The sequence below is a fragment of the Pseudomonas nunensis genome, from assembly GCF_024296925.1.
GTDB lineage: Bacteria > Pseudomonadota > Gammaproteobacteria > Pseudomonadales > Pseudomonadaceae > Aquipseudomonas > Aquipseudomonas nunensis.
In genome coordinates, this window is sequence record NZ_CP101125.1 from 2,687,467 (window position 1) to 2,700,642 (window position 13,176).

The 13,176-nt window shown below is 58.0% G+C and carries 16 protein-coding genes and 1 pseudogene; 6 read left to right on the forward strand and 11 right to left on the reverse strand.

What is annotated here, in order from left to right; all coding sequences use genetic code 11:
* Positions 1–164: 164 nt before the first annotated feature.
* The 5 genes from NK667_RS11480 to NK667_RS11500 all read left to right on the forward strand — a co-directional run bounded on the left by NK667_RS11480 (position 165) and on the right by NK667_RS11500 (position 4,215).
* Positions 165–1,901 carry a primase-helicase family protein gene (locus NK667_RS11480; protein WP_152980933.1) on the forward strand — a complete coding sequence of 579 codons (1,737 nt, stop codon included), beginning with the start codon at positions 165–167 and terminating at the stop codon, positions 1,899–1,901.
* Positions 1,891–2,136 carry a hypothetical protein gene (locus NK667_RS11485; protein WP_054614792.1) on the forward strand — a complete coding sequence of 82 codons (246 nt, stop codon included), beginning with the start codon at positions 1,891–1,893 and terminating at the stop codon, positions 2,134–2,136. The genes NK667_RS11480 and NK667_RS11485 overlap by 11 nt, the downstream gene beginning before the upstream one ends.
* Positions 2,137–2,198: 62 nt before the next feature.
* Entirely contained in the window at positions 2,199–2,474 is a 276-nt protein-coding gene (locus NK667_RS11490) for a hypothetical protein (protein ID WP_054614793.1), read from the forward strand.
* Between the two features lie 83 nt (positions 2,475–2,557).
* Complete coding sequence (locus tag NK667_RS11495; RefSeq protein ID WP_152980935.1) at positions 2,558–2,992, forward strand: hypothetical protein; 435 nt, start codon at positions 2,558–2,560, stop codon at positions 2,990–2,992.
* A gap of 170 nt (positions 2,993–3,162) precedes the next feature.
* The gene (locus tag NK667_RS11500; RefSeq protein ID WP_063869673.1) at positions 3,163–4,215 is read left to right on the forward strand and encodes a hypothetical protein; all 1,053 of its coding nucleotides are present in this window, start codon (positions 3,163–3,165) and stop codon (positions 4,213–4,215) included.
* A 176-nt stretch (positions 4,216–4,391) separates the two neighbouring features.
* On the opposite strand, the gene NK667_RS11505 is transcribed toward NK667_RS11500, so the two are convergent.
* From NK667_RS11505 to NK667_RS11525, 5 genes and pseudogenes are all read right to left on the reverse strand, one after another.
* On the reverse strand, positions 4,392–4,634 hold the full coding sequence (locus tag NK667_RS11505) for a hypothetical protein (protein WP_152980937.1): 243 nt from the start codon (positions 4,632–4,634) through the stop codon (positions 4,392–4,394).
* 192 nt (positions 4,635–4,826) lie between these two features.
* Positions 4,827–5,030 (reverse strand): annotated as a pseudogene (locus tag NK667_RS11510) (ABC transporter permease subunit); the annotation flags it as partial.
* Between the two features lie 71 nt (positions 5,031–5,101).
* A complete protein-coding gene (locus NK667_RS11515; RefSeq protein WP_054614796.1) occupies positions 5,102–6,316 on the reverse strand; it encodes an ABC transporter substrate-binding protein in 1,215 nt (404 codons plus the stop codon).
* Positions 6,317–6,424: 108 nt separating this feature from the next.
* Positions 6,425–7,147 (reverse strand): ABC transporter ATP-binding protein, encoded by a 723-nt coding sequence (locus tag NK667_RS11520; RefSeq protein ID WP_054614797.1) that lies wholly within the window; start codon positions 7,145–7,147, stop codon positions 6,425–6,427.
* The gene (locus NK667_RS11525) at positions 7,144–7,920 is read right to left on the reverse strand and encodes an ABC transporter ATP-binding protein (RefSeq protein ID WP_054614798.1); all 777 of its coding nucleotides are present in this window, start codon (positions 7,918–7,920) and stop codon (positions 7,144–7,146) included. The genes NK667_RS11520 and NK667_RS11525 overlap by 4 nt, the downstream gene beginning before the upstream one ends.
* A 210-nt stretch (positions 7,921–8,130) precedes the next feature.
* On the opposite strand from NK667_RS11525, the gene NK667_RS32545 reads away from it, so the two are divergent.
* A complete protein-coding gene (locus NK667_RS32545) occupies positions 8,131–8,265 on the forward strand; it encodes a hypothetical protein (RefSeq protein ID WP_256207476.1) in 135 nt (44 codons plus the stop codon).
* 117 nt (positions 8,266–8,382) lie between these two features.
* Here the strand turns inward: NK667_RS32545 and NK667_RS11530 are convergent, their stop codons facing one another.
* The 6 genes from NK667_RS11530 to NK667_RS11555 form a co-directional block, all read right to left on the reverse strand.
* Positions 8,383–8,817 (reverse strand): heme-binding protein, encoded by a 435-nt coding sequence (locus tag NK667_RS11530; RefSeq protein WP_054614799.1) that lies wholly within the window; start codon positions 8,815–8,817, stop codon positions 8,383–8,385.
* A 66-nt stretch (positions 8,818–8,883) separates the two neighbouring features.
* On the reverse strand, positions 8,884–9,666 hold the full coding sequence (locus NK667_RS11535; protein WP_054614800.1) for an ABC transporter substrate-binding protein: 783 nt from the start codon (positions 9,664–9,666) through the stop codon (positions 8,884–8,886).
* 156 nt (positions 9,667–9,822) lie between these two features.
* A complete protein-coding gene (locus NK667_RS11540; RefSeq protein WP_054046155.1) occupies positions 9,823–10,176 on the reverse strand; it encodes a RidA family protein in 354 nt (117 codons plus the stop codon).
* Positions 10,173–11,573, reverse strand: coding sequence for an NAD(P)/FAD-dependent oxidoreductase (locus NK667_RS11545; RefSeq protein WP_054614801.1), 1,401 nt, complete (start codon positions 11,571–11,573; stop codon positions 10,173–10,175). The genes NK667_RS11540 and NK667_RS11545 overlap by 4 nt, the downstream gene beginning before the upstream one ends.
* On the reverse strand, positions 11,566–11,898 hold the full coding sequence (locus tag NK667_RS11550) for a (2Fe-2S)-binding protein (RefSeq protein ID WP_054614802.1): 333 nt from the start codon (positions 11,896–11,898) through the stop codon (positions 11,566–11,568). Before NK667_RS11550 ends, NK667_RS11545 begins: the two co-directional genes overlap by 8 nt.
* Positions 11,888–13,012 carry an NAD(P)/FAD-dependent oxidoreductase gene (locus NK667_RS11555; RefSeq protein ID WP_054614803.1) on the reverse strand — a complete coding sequence of 375 codons (1,125 nt, stop codon included), beginning with the start codon at positions 13,010–13,012 and terminating at the stop codon, positions 11,888–11,890. Before NK667_RS11555 ends, NK667_RS11550 begins: the two co-directional genes overlap by 11 nt.
* Between the last annotated feature and the right edge of the window lie 164 nt (positions 13,013–13,176).

Consider the following 13,176-nt stretch of genomic DNA (forward strand, 5'->3'; position numbering starts at 1 on the left):
CACTGAGATCATGGCCTGGCTCGAAGCCAAGATTTCCGAGCCTCGCGCACTAGGACCGACCGCAAAGTCCTGTCGCGCTGCCGAGCAACCGGCGTAGTCAACCTTCGGACAAAAGAAAGCCCCGGCAAGCGGCTAACTTCCGAGGCTGAATCAGGTATTCCAATATGAAAAATTCTAGCACTTTTGCGCCAGGAAATCAGCCGGGCGCTGTGTCGCCGAGGCATCTTGACGACGAACAGTACATCCCTCATTTCAATGAGAAACGCGACGAGCTTCTGCGGTCAGGATTGTGCTCGAAAGGCTCTGTGTCCGCAAAGGCGGTCATGTTGCTGGCGCATGTAGGCCTATTGCGTGCTGCGAATGACCATCCCACAAACAATCATCAACACCCTGCGCCAGGCATTGCTGGCGAGCACGGTGGTGCACCAGTTGTTGACGATCACCCCGCCTCTACCCAGTCGCAACGCCGTCCTGCAACGTCTGACAAAAGGAAAAAGGCCAATCCAATAACGACGATTGATGCTGAATCGAAGGAGATTTTGCGCTACATCAGCGAAGACTTTGTCATGTTGGGCAGCGCTTCCAGCTTGGTGGCGTACCACATCGAAAGCGGCGACAAGCTGGGTAAAGAGGCATTCATCCAATACTGTGCCAAGCATTACGGCGAGGTGCTATTCGTCGATAGCGATGGCAATCAGGTTGATCGGGCATCGAGCGGGCAAATCTGGTGGGCGTGGAGCGATCCGAGCAGGCGTGTGGTGAAGTCCATCATTATGGAGCCGTCCAGCAAGCCCGAGCACGAAGGCGACCCGACCGCCTACAACCGCTGGTACACACTGCGCAAGAGCATGGTCGAGCCGAACTACGCCGCCACCGTAGACGACGTGAAGGTACTCACAGATCATTTGATGTTCATCAGCGACGGTGACGAAGTAGCGGTGATGTACTTTCTGTGCTGGCTGGCACAGCTATACCAATTCCCTGAAACCAAGATCCCTGTCGCGATCCTGATGTACTCGCGAGTGGGCGGTGTGGGCAAGAACCTGATTCAACGGCTGCTGACCAAGGTCTTCGGGAAACCGCTGGTGACAGGCTGCACCGGCAAAATGCTGCAAAGCAATTTCATGGACGCCATCGAACACCGCCGCATGGTGTTCATCAATGAAGTGGCCAAGTCCGAAAAGGCCGACGGGTATGAAAATTTCAAGAGCCAGATATCCGAAGAATCCGTCTCGTTCGAGGGCAAGGGGCGCGCAGCCCGTGAAATCAAAAACATCGCGCATTACATCATCACCACCAACAACCTGGATGCCTTGCCGTTGATGCAAGGCGATCGGCGCATTGCTGTGCTGATGTGCGACTCGGTGCCGAAGTCCACGATCTATTACAAAACGCTGGTCGAGTGGATTGACGGACCAGGAGGGCCGGCACTGGCCAACGTACTGCGCACCTGGGAGTTCCCAGCCAGTTGGAACCCGCACGCACCAGCACCACAGACCGAGGCCGCTCGCATCATGCAACGTGAGTCACGGGGCGCACTGCATGCAATGGTTGAGGAATTAATTGAAGGCCACAGGGCACCGTTTGACCGCGACCTGGTGACGATCAATGCTACCTGTTTGGCTCTCGAAACGCAGTACGGAAAGATACTCCAGAGGGAAATCAACCCGGTCAAGTTGGGCAGGGTCTTGAATGACATTTGCGGCAAACCCAGCCAGAAAGACATCAAACGCCCAGGACAGGCCACCGAAAGGAAGGTGCGGTACTACGTCGTCCGTAACGGCGAAAAATGGGAAAAATCCACGCCGGAGCAGCGCGGCGACCACCTCGAAAAAGGTACTCCGCTGTTCGCTGTGTCAACCGAAACCCGAGGCAGTGAGGTAGGAAGTCATGAAATTTGATTGGATTGAATGGCTCGGTCGAGGAATGCAGCTCGCACTGGTTGTGCTGGCCGTCGGTGGGATTTATGAGTGCTCCGCCGACAGTAGCCGAAAACAGGAAGCGCTGTGCGGCGTGGCGCAGTCATACGTGGAAGCCCTAGATACTCGGTCGCAGGTGTCCCGACAGGAAATTAAACGCGCCGAGAAGACTATCAGCGACGCCTGTGATCAGAATGACGACTACCGGGACTACTGACCATATGCTGCTACGCTTCCAGCTCTCAAGCGACATCCGTCGTGAACATAAGGAGATGGACAGTGTACATTTTCGAGATCGTTGTTCCGGGTGAATCGCTAGAGCTGCCCGGACTAAGCCCGCGTGCCAAATGGGATATGGAAGACATGCTCCATGCGCTCACTGCACAGTTTTTTGAGGCTAACTTTGCACTCAACTTGTTCGAGCAGACACGGCTGAAGGAGGACGCGAGCCCCACCATTGAAAAGTGGCAGCGCAGGGTAAACCGTAGTCGAGAGATAGAAGAGATCGTCGAACAAGAACGTGGACCATCAACGGATTTTTCAAAACGGATATAAAATTTGAGGCCGACATACGCCTCAAACGCGAGGAGTGGGCATCAGGCAAGCTGCCATCCGAGTTCGAACATCAGCTTTCTTTTTTGTATGCTAAAGAGTTTCTCAGCGCGCTGGACGGCTTCGAAAAACATCTTGGGAAAATCCAGAAAGCTGAAGGTGCGCCACCAGTTATCGCGGACCTTCACAGCAGAACGATCGCCGCTTTTCCAGACTTGCGTGCGGTTCGAAATTCAGTCCAACACAATGAGGAGCGCGTACGCTCGAAGGGTTTCAAAGAAAAAAACCTTGATTTGCAACCCCTCCCCAATGGAATGGCGCCGCCTGAGCTCAAAGTGCTAGCGCTCAAAAACTTACATGGTTCAAAGTTCTGCACAACCATGGACAATGGAAGCTACGGTGAAGTGGATATTTCTCCCGAGTCCATGGAAATAATGCGAGGGCTTCTTCAAGAAGCATTGAGCGCGTTCATCTGGACCGGGCCGATGCGTCACCTACCAAGCGCACCAAAACTCGTCTAGCTGCCCCGTCGATCCAAGAGGGCGCTCTCCGTGGCGCCCTGCAAGCGATTGGCAAGAACGCTGGGCACATCAAGCAAGGACTGGCCAAGCTGTTGCAGCAGTTAAAATAAAGGGCGATCGCCATAGGCGCCTCGACTACTACAGCTCAACACTTACAAAGGGAATCTCCAATGCGGTTAACACTGTCGTGCATGCAGTGCTTACAAGAAAGCGGACGACTAGGCGGTGCTTCGCACGTCGAAATTCGGGACGATGGTTGCTACACGGCAACCTGCCTGAACGGCCATAAGACTGTGACCGTCCTTCAGCAGCAAAAATTCGAAGTCCTGTTTGAGATTGGCGCCCACGCGATACTGGACGGTTACTACCGAGAAGCGGTTTCCTCTTTTACTTCGAGCCTCGAACGCTTCTACGAATACACCATCCGAATACTCCTCGAAAAATCCTCGGGTAGTGACAACCTTTTCCAGGCTGCATGGAAAAATGTCTCGAACATGTCGGAGCGGCAGCTCGGTGCGTTTATCTTCCTTTGGGCCCACAACTTCAAAGAACCCCCTGCGCTACTGCCCGATAATATGATTAAGTTCAGAAATGAGGTAATCCATAAAGGCAAAATTCCATCGCGAGACAAGGCTTTGGAATACGGAGATGCGGTCCTGGACGTGCTGCGGCCGAAGCTAAGTAAAATTCTTGAGGCGTTCCCAGAGCAAGTGCAAAGCTCAAGCATCCGGCAAATTATGGCTAGTGCAGGAAAAGCCGACACCCCGAATAGCGTATCGACAATGTCCATCAATACAATCCTAGGTCAAGGCAATGTTGAGGGCCCAGAAAAACGCCTCGAAGAGCACCTGGTTTTGGTAGATGACATGCGCACTCGACTTGGTAACCTTCAGGATTACTTCAATCAGATGCAGGCGCCGCAAGGCCCCATTATGTCGCCTGATGAAATTCGTGATTTCCTCGGCCGAAAATTCCCTGAGCTGGTAGCAGAGGGTCGCAACGACCCCGACGGCTGGGATTTCTTTCTGGGGGCACCACAGCAAGAGCCAAACTCCAATTGCATCGTCCGCACTGTGCAACACCCACAAGGGGGCACCCAATTCGAGCTGTCGGTATCATCACGACTTGAAGGCACAGAAAAGATGGTCATGTTCAGCGGGAATGAGGACGCATTGCGTCAAGTTGTCGATGCGCAGCTACGCATCTATCGCGACCACCTGTAAGCAAAATAAAGGGCGCTCTCCAAAAGCGCCCTTGTCGTCTGTGCTGCACACCGGTCATCTGCCACGCTTCCCGCCCTTGCCGGCCTCACCTCTCGGACGCTTGCCGGGGTTGGCCTGCGGGAAGTACTCCTGCGTCTTGACCGGTTTCCTGGTCGTACCATCGCGCTTGTCGATCATCACTTCACCTCGCTGATGTGCCGGCGTGGCACAGATTCGGAAAACAACTCACTGCGTAACTCGGCCTCGAACTGATCAAGCGGCAAGCAGGGAGCATGTACCAGCGCCCACGCCGTCATCCGAACGCCCTTCATGATCAGCCGGCGACGAACCCGCAGTGCTTCGCTCGGGCCGCTCTCCACGTCCCGCTGAAGGCGGCTCAGAATGCGTTCGAGGCGTATTTCCTTAGCTTCAACGCTCATGATCAGTACGCCGGACGCACAGTGGAGGCGTCCTTCATCGAGTTCCACAGCTTGTCGAACTCAGCGTTGCTCATGCTGGCGACGTCTTTCGCACTGATCCTCCCCGACTCGTCCGGCGCACGGCCAGCGGCTGGTAAATTGCTCAGGCTGGTGGGCGCTTGGCGAGCGGGTTGGCGGGTTGCAGGCACATGAGTTCAAGCCCAGGTAGTTGAGCCCAAGTACGGCGATGAAGGCACCCAACATGTACTGGGCGCCGTGGGCGAAGTTGATGATCCGCAGGAGCCCGAAAATGATCGCCAGGCCCAGGCTGAGCAAAGCATAGAAGGCCCCGTTGATCAGCCCCAGGAGCACCTGGCCGAACAATACACTCAGGGGAATACCGAATACGACAGTCATGATTTACCACCCGCTGAAAGTCAGTGACACCCGGCTGGTCGCAGCCGGGGCATAGCTGGAGTCACACCTGTTTAGTTTGTGGTGACCAGCTTGCACTTGCTTTCAGCCAGAGGGCGGTAGGCTTCCTCGCCAGGAATCGTGCGAACGATTTTGTACAGGTCCCACTCCCCTTTTGATTCCGCTGGAGTCTTGACCTGAGCCAGGTACATGTCGTGAACCATTCGGCCATCGACACGAATTTTTCCGTTCTTGGCGAACATGTCATTGACCGGTGTCGCCACCATCTGTGCGCGTACCGTCTGCGCATCATCGCTGCCAGTCGCCTTGATGGCGTTCAGGTAATGAGTAGTCGCCGAGTAGATGCCTGCCGGCACCATGCCCGGCATCTTGCCGGTGCGTTTGAAGTAGCGCTGAGCCCATGCACGGCTTTCATCGTTCATGTCCCAGTACCAGCCAGTGGTCAGCATCAGACCCTGAGTCACCTCCAAACCCATGGCATGGATGTCGTTGAGGAACACCACCATGCCGGCCAGTTTTTGTCCGGACTGCGCGACGCCAAACTGGCTGGCAGTCATCAGCGAATTGACCGTATCGGAGCCGGCGTTGGCCAATGCAATCACTTCTGCACCAGACCCCTGGGCCTGCAAGATGTAGGAAGAGAAGTCGCTGGTCGGGAATGGATGACGAACCTTGCCAACCACCTTGCCGCCATCAGCCTCGACGACCTTGATGATGTCCGCTTCCATCGCATGGCCGAAGGCATAGTCGGCGGTCAGGATGAACCAGCTCTTGCCGCCAGACGCGAGCACAGCCTTCGCGGTTCCATTGGCTAACGCGTAGGAGTCGTAGGTCCAATGAATGTGATTGGGTGAGCAAAACTCATTGGTCAGGCTGGAGGCCGCTGCACCAGAAATCAGCGCCAGCTTACCGGCCTGCTCAACCACCTTGCTTGCCGCCAGCACTACCGAGGAAGCCACCATGCCGGTAACCATGTCGACATTGCGCTCATCCACCCATTGGCGAACGGTGTTAGCGCCGACATCAGGCTTATTCAGGTCATCGGCACTGAAGACCACGATTTTCTTGCCATTGACCTGACCGCCGAAGTCCTCGATGGCCATGTTCAGCGCTTCCAGACCGCCGGGGCCGGAGAGGTCGCGGTAAGTCCCGGACATATCGGCCAGATAACCGATTCGAATCTCGTCATTGCTGATCTGAGCCTGGGCGGCGCTGACAAGCAGGCTGGAGACGAGAATGGCACGTGCAGTCTTCTGAAAAACCTTCATTTAGCTCACCCATTCTTCACAGTTATTGTTGTTGTTTCGGGCAAAACGATCCCGTATCGGCGGGTCTTGAGCCACGTCGACACCTATGTCGCAGGGATAAAACGGATCTCAGACGCCGAGACAGCTCTGCAGGAGTTCTTGTTTCGACTCCAGTTCAGCAGCGCTGATTTCTTCCACGATCTGACCGTGGTCCATCAAGTAATGGCGGTCAGCCAAAGGTGCTGCGAAGCGAAAATTCTGCTCCACCAACACAATGGTCAAGCCTTGCTTCTTGAGCTTGATCAGCACTTCGGCCAGCTTCTGCACAATCACCGGGGCCAGGCCTTCGGTGATCTCATCCAGCAACAACAGATTGGCGCCCGTGCGCAGGATCCGCGCCATGGCCAGCATCTGCTGTTCGCCGCCGGACAGGCGTGTGCCCTGGCTGAAACGCCGTTCATAAAGATTGGGAAACATCTCGTAGATTTCGTCGAGGCTCATGCCGTCGTTGCGCACCGTCGGTGGCAGCAGCAGGTTCTCCTCGACATTGAGACTGGCGAAAATACCGCGCTCTTCCGGGCAGTAGCCGACACCCAATCGTGGGATCAGGTGCGCGGCGAGACCGATGGTCTCGTTGCCATTGAGCACAATCGAGCCGGTGCGACGGCCGACCATATTCATGATTGCGCGCAGCGTGGTGGATCGCCCGGAGCCGTTGCGCCCAAGCAAGGTGATGAGTTCGCCACGCCGTACCTGCAGGTCGATGCCGTGCAAGATGTGAGATTCGCCATAGAAAGCATGCAGGTCGCTGATCCGCAGTTGCTTGAAATCCGGAGCGTGCAGACTGTTCATGCGTGCTCTCCTGCAAGGCTGACAGCTTCACTGCCAAGGTAGGCCTCGCGCACCAACGGATTAGCGGAGACGCTGGCATAGTCTCCTTCGGCGAGAATCGCCCCGCGTGCCAGGACGGTGATGCGGTCGCACAGCTCGCTGACCACTCCCAGGTTATGCTCGACCATCAATACCGTGCGCCCTACGGCGGCCTGACGTATCAGGTCAATGACCATGTTGACGTCCTCGTGCCCCATGCCTTGGGTCGGCTCGTCGAGCAGCAACACCTCCGGATCCAGTGCCAGGGTAGTGGCCAACTCCAGTGCGCGTTTACGACCGTAAGGCAGTTCGATGGTCAGGGTATCGGCGGCGTCGAGCAGACCGACCTGCTCCAACATCTGTAAAGCCCGCTCATTAAGACCCTCGAGGCTGCGTTCGGACTTCCAGAAGTGAAAGGAGTTACCCAGCTTGCGCTGCAAGGCCACCCGCACGTTCTCCACCACACTCATATGGCCAAACACTGCGGATATCTGAAATGACCGCACCAAACCCAAGCGGGCAATTTCATTGGGCTTCAAACGGGTGATCGACTGGCCACGGTAGAGGATCTCACCACGGGTGGGCGGGAGAAACTTGGTGAGGAGGTTGAAAACGGTGGTTTTGCCGGCACCGTTAGGCCCGATCAGTGCGTGAATATGGCCCGTCTGCACACGTAGATCGACCGAATCCACCGCAGTGAAACCGCGAAACTCTTTGGTCAAGCCACGCGTTTCCAGCACGATTTCTGACGACATTTGAAGCCCTCTAACCTTAGTTATTTTTATTGGTTATGGTGCTACTGCGCGATTTGACGTTTACGTAAACGAAACCGCTCATTCAAAAAAAATCTACTTAATACAAACTCTCCAGCTGGCCTCAGGCACGCTGATGGAACAGCTCCAGATTGATCAATCGACGCTCATCCCGCATGCCTAAAATGGCGAATTTGTTGCACGATCCGAGGTATGCGCGATCCCTGTCCTCTGCCGATGCGCCTGGCGGTGCATCACCCGAAACTCAACGTGCCGGTGTTGTGTTGGCGCAACGTGGAGGCCCTCACGGGTAAGTCGGTGCGTGAGTTGCTCTTCAGGCTGGCGTGACAGAGCTGGGATCGACGAGTCTGGATTTCACTCGATTAATGAATGGGCCAAGATGCTTCAGCGGCCAAAGAAAACGTACCGTCAACGGTGGTTTGATGGGAAAACCAGCACAAAGACCTAAGGCGCAGTAACGCCGTTGCCACCAGCACGCAGCAACTCTTCAACAGCCAACCGCGCCACTTCGGCATCCTGCTCCGCCTTGACACCGGACACACCGACAGCGCCAATGCAGTGGCCTTCGTGCCAGATGGCAACGCCGCCCTCGAGCATGCCTTGCAGGTTGGGTGCGCTGAGGAAGGCGTGTCGCCCGCCGTTGATCATGTCTTCATACGCCTTGCTGTCGCGACGACCCAACGCTGCGGTGCGGGCCTTTTCGGTGGCGATGTAGCCGGCGATCGGCGCCGCACCGTCCAGACGCAGCAGCCCCAGCGGATGCCCGCCGTCGTCGACGACAGCAATCGCCACGCCCCAGTTGCGCGCCTGTGCCAACTGTTTTGCCGTAGACAGCAGGTGTGAAACCTCTTGTTCACTGAGAAAAGCCTTGGTTTGCATCCCGCCTCCTGATCAAAAAGAACGGCACGCCGGCTCAAGCAAGCGTGCCGATAGAACACACGCGGCTTAATCGCCGTAGATGTCGAAGTCGAAATACTTCTGGCGAATTTTGTCGTAGGTGCCATCAGCCCGAATCGCCGCCAAGGCCTGGTTGAAACGGTCTGCCAGCGGATCGTTCTTGGGCACGGCAATGCCGATGCCTGTGCCGAAGAATAGCTCTTCAGTGAAGTTCGGGCCGACGAATTCGTAATCCTGCCCTTCCGGCCGCTTCAACAGGCTTTCATCGATCACCACCGAACTGGCCATGGTTGCGTCGAGGCGCCCGCCCAGCAGGTCGAGGAAGATTTCGTTCTGCGAGCCGTAGCGCACCACTTCGGCACCCGCCGGGGCGAATTTCTCGGTGACGTAACGATCGAAGTTGGTTGCGCGCTGAACGCCAATGCGTTTGCCCTTGAGCTGCGCCGGAATGTCGACGATGCCGCTGCCTTTCTTGAACACCAGGCGCGCCGGAATGCGGTAGTAGCGATTGCTGAAATCGACCGACTTGAGGCGCTCCGGGGTCATCGACATCGAAGAAATCACCGCGTCGACTTTCTTCACCTTGAGCGCGGGTATCAGGCCGTCGAACTCTTGCTCCTTCCACTCGCACTGGACTTTCATTTGCGCGCACAAGGCCTGGCCGATGTCGTAGTCGAAACCGACAATCTGGTTATCGGGAGTCTTCGACGCGAACGGCGGATAAGCCGCTTCGATGCCCAGGCGCAGCGGCTGCTCCGCCGCGTGCAGGTTGCCGGCCAATGCCAGCAGCGAGATGAGACAAGCCTTCAATAGCGTATTTTTTACGTTCATACATGGCTCCAGATGCGATGTTGTTTGTGTCGGGCGCTCCGCAAAGGAAGTCGTCCGTTATGGCAGCGGAAATGTGAACAGGCGGAGATGGCGGCTCTGATGGCCCCTGCTCCGTTGTTGCGCCGCGTGGAACCGGCGCAACGGGTCGAGAAACACTCAGACGGCGGCGGTGACGATCAACTCCAGCAGGATCTGCGGGTCATCGAACATCACCTGGGCGGTGGCGCGTGCCGGCGTTTGCGCGGCATCGACCCAGGCACTCCAGGTTTCATTCATGCCGGCGAAATCGGCACTCATGTCTTTCATCCAGATCTGCACACTGAGCAGCCGGCTCTTGTCACTGCCGGAGATTTCCAGCAATTCGTCGACCCGTTGCAGCACCTGGCGCGTCTGGCCACGGATGTCCTGGCTGCAATCGGCGGCGACGATGCCGCTCAGCCAGGCAACGCCGTTGTGCACGACGCTGCGGCTCAGGCGTGGGTTGCTTTCGATGCGTTGGATAAGGCTCATACAGGCTCCTGGGTCAAAGGTGTCTCGGTTGATAGTTGGGCAAGGGTGATGGGTTTGAGCGGTGATCGAATGCGGTAGTAGCCGACTTCTGTGGCAGACACCTGGCGTTGCGCGGCAATGATTTCAGTGACGCTCAAGCCACACTGGCGCCCCTGGCAAGGCCCCATGCCACAGCGACCGAAGGCCTTGGCTTGATTGGGCCCCAGGCACCCCAGCTCGACGTACTGGCGAATCGAACCGGCGCTGACTTCTTCGCAGCGACAGACAATCACCTCGTCGGCGGGTATGCGGTTTTGCTGCTGCGGGCGGTACAAGGCATCGATCAGTGGCCGCGCGGCAAGCTGGCGACGCAACGCCTTGCGATAAGGTGCGGCGAGTCGTTGCGCCTGTTGCGCATCGAGCTTTCCCGAGCGGGCGGCAATCGCCAGCCCGACCAGACGGCCTTCGAGCCGCGCCACGTGCGCCCCGCCGATTGCCCCGCCATCACCGGCGATGTAAATGCCCGGCAGGCTGGTTTCACCTTGGCTGTCACGGCGCGCGATCCAGCACAATTGCTGCTCGCTCCAATCGTGTTCCAAGCGCAACGACCAACTGATCTGTGTGTTGGGTACCACGCCTTGATGCAGCAGGATCAACGAAGCGCGAATGGTCCTGTTCCGACCGTGACTGACGAAGCTCAAGGCGTTGGCGTGCGCCTGCCCTTCGATACGCAAATCCCGCGCATCGCGAAAATGTTTGACGCCGGCGCGCTTCAGTTCCGCCAGCAATTGCAGGCCCTTGAGCAAATCGCGCCAGCCGCGCAGGGCGCTTGGGATGTTGCGCCAGGCGCGCGGCAGATCGTTGCGGCCGCTGGTGTCCACCAGCGCTTCAATCGCAACCCCGGCGCGCAGGTATTGCACCGCCAGCAGGTACAGCAACGGTCCGCAACCAGCGAGTACCACGGGGCCTTGCGGCACCAGTGCGGCATTTTTCAGCAGGATCTGTCCGGCACCGGCGGTCATCACGCCCGGCAAGGTCCAGCCCGGAATCGGCATGGGTCGCTCGAACGCCCCGGTGGCGATCAACACCTGCCGCCCCTGGAGGATTTGCGCCCGCCCCTCGATCAGGAAATGCACCTGACGCTGGGTTGTCACCTGCCAGATCGCCGCGTTGGGCAGGTATCGGGCGGCGCATTGCAGAAACTTCGCAACCAATGGCGCACCCGCTTCATAGTCGCGTCCCAACAGCTGGCGGCTGCGCGCGTCGGCCTGCTGGATGTTGCGATAGATCTGCCCTCCCGGGCTGCCCTGCTCATCCAGCACCGCCACCGAAAGGCCGCGCTCCGTAGCCTCAAGGGCGGCACTCATGCCGGCCGGGCCGGCGCCAATCACGATGAGATCGACCGTTTGCTCATTCATCAGCCACCTCCTCCTCTCCCCCCAGCACATCGCGAGCGCCACGCTGACGCTGCACTCGCATGCCCGCTCGAACTGGCAGCAAACAGGCCTGACAGTTGGCTTGGCCGTCGACCTCGACCAGGCATTCGAAGCACACCCCCATCATGCAAAAGGGCGCGCCGAGTCGGCCGTTGACCGCGCTTTCACGGGTATGAGTGACGCCGCTGCCGAGCAATGCTGCGGCCAGTGACACACCGGCCGGCACTGACAATGGCGCGCCTTCGAATTCGATCTGCACGGTGTTTTGCCCAGGGTCGATCACCCGAAACAACGAATCAACCGACATGGCGCACCTCGCTTTTGTGGTGAAAGCGCTTAAGGCCGAAAGCCGCTACCGCCGGATCGTCGAACTCGCCGTCGATCCACGGCGCCAGGCGCAAGGCGTGAATCGCCGCCAGGGTCACGCCGCTGTGGCAGCTGACCACTACGGCTCCCGGACATGCCTGGGAGGCTTCATAAATGGGATAGCCATCGGCGCTCATTACCCGCAGCGCGCCCCAGGCCCGGACCAGGCGCACTTGCCCCAAACGGGGGAAACAGCGCACCGCGCGCGCGGCGATCGTCGCCATCACTTCGCTGCAAGTGCCGTCATCGAGCCCGGCGGACTCATGGGAGTCGCCCAACTGCACCGTGCCTTCGTCGGTCTGGCGTATGTAGGTGGTGGGGTAATGCAGAAAAGGTTTGAGGCGCTCGGTGACCAGGATTTGCCCACGGTTAGGACTCACGGGCACGTCGATCCCCAACTGAGCGCCCAGCTCACGATTGCCGAGCCCGGCGGCCAAAATTACCCGCCCGGCATACCAGCGTTGTTCACCGGCCTGCAGCTCGAAGCCCGAGGCGCATTGGCCGATGGCGCTGACCCGATGACCATTGATGATCCTGACTCCACGCGCCCGGCAGGCGGCGTACAGCGAACGCAGCAGCTTGAGCGGATTGACGTGCCCGTCCATGGGCGAATAGCAGGCACCCACGACCGTCGGCCCCACGCCCGGCAGACGCGCCTTCAGTTGTTCGCCATCCAGCAACTCGAAGGGGTAATCGCCCTGCATGGCATCGCGCAGCCAGAGCAGCCGACGGCTTTCCTCGGCCATTTCCTCGTCACTCAAACACAGCTGGAAACCGCCCGGCTGGCGCAGATGAAGGTCGATGCCAGTATCGGCCTGCAACGAGGCCGCCAAGCGTGGCCACAGCGCCACCGCTTCACGCGTCCATTGCGCATAGGCACTCATCCCGTACCCCTTGCCCTGCACCCACAGCAAACCGAAGTTGCCACGGGCCGCGCGCAAGGCATCGTCGCCTTCGTCCAGTACGCTGACCTGGCGCCCCATCAAGGCCAGCCCATAAGCAATGGACAGCCCGACCAAACCACCGCCGACGATCATGACATCAGTTTTTTGCATGAGCTTCACTACCGCCCTTTCAACGCCAGGGATTCAGCCCAGGCGCAGGCATTACGCCTGGATAATCTTGATAGGGACGATGCTAAACAGCAGACAAGCGCTTGAAAAATGCTTTATTTTGGCAAGGCCATGTCTTTTTGTTATGGCTTTTCTGAAGGACATCA

Coding starts and splice junctions, on each gene's coding strand:
- NK667_RS32545 (WP_256207476.1), top strand. CDS start 8,131: ATGCGCGATCCCTGTCCTCTGCCGATGCGCCTGGCGGTGCATCACCCG.
- NK667_RS11550 (WP_054614802.1), bottom strand. CDS start 11,898: ATGTCGGTTGATTCGTTGTTTCGGGTGATCGACCCTGGGCAAAACACC.
- NK667_RS11555 (WP_054614803.1), bottom strand. CDS start 13,012: ATGCAAAAAACTGATGTCATGATCGTCGGCGGTGGTTTGGTCGGGCTG.
- NK667_RS11505 (WP_152980937.1), bottom strand. CDS start 4,634: ATGAGCGTTGAAGCTAAGGAAATACGCCTCGAACGCATTCTGAGCCGC.
- NK667_RS11520 (WP_054614797.1), bottom strand. CDS start 7,147: ATGAACAGTCTGCACGCTCCGGATTTCAAGCAACTGCGGATCAGCGAC.
- NK667_RS11540 (WP_054046155.1), bottom strand. CDS start 10,176: ATGAGCCTTATCCAACGCATCGAAAGCAACCCACGCCTGAGCCGCAGC.
- NK667_RS11500 (WP_063869673.1), top strand. CDS start 3,163: ATGCGGTTAACACTGTCGTGCATGCAGTGCTTACAAGAAAGCGGACGA.
- NK667_RS11515 (WP_054614796.1), bottom strand. CDS start 6,316: ATGAAGGTTTTTCAGAAGACTGCACGTGCCATTCTCGTCTCCAGCCTG.
- NK667_RS11530 (WP_054614799.1), bottom strand. CDS start 8,817: ATGCAAACCAAGGCTTTTCTCAGTGAACAAGAGGTTTCACACCTGCTG.
- NK667_RS11485 (WP_054614792.1), top strand. CDS start 1,891: ATGAAATTTGATTGGATTGAATGGCTCGGTCGAGGAATGCAGCTCGCA.
- NK667_RS11525 (WP_054614798.1), bottom strand. CDS start 7,920: ATGTCGTCAGAAATCGTGCTGGAAACGCGTGGCTTGACCAAAGAGTTT.
- NK667_RS11545 (WP_054614801.1), bottom strand. CDS start 11,573: ATGAATGAGCAAACGGTCGATCTCATCGTGATTGGCGCCGGCCCGGCC.
- NK667_RS11480 (WP_152980933.1), top strand. CDS start 165: ATGAAAAATTCTAGCACTTTTGCGCCAGGAAATCAGCCGGGCGCTGTG.
- NK667_RS11535 (WP_054614800.1), bottom strand. CDS start 9,666: ATGAACGTAAAAAATACGCTATTGAAGGCTTGTCTCATCTCGCTGCTG.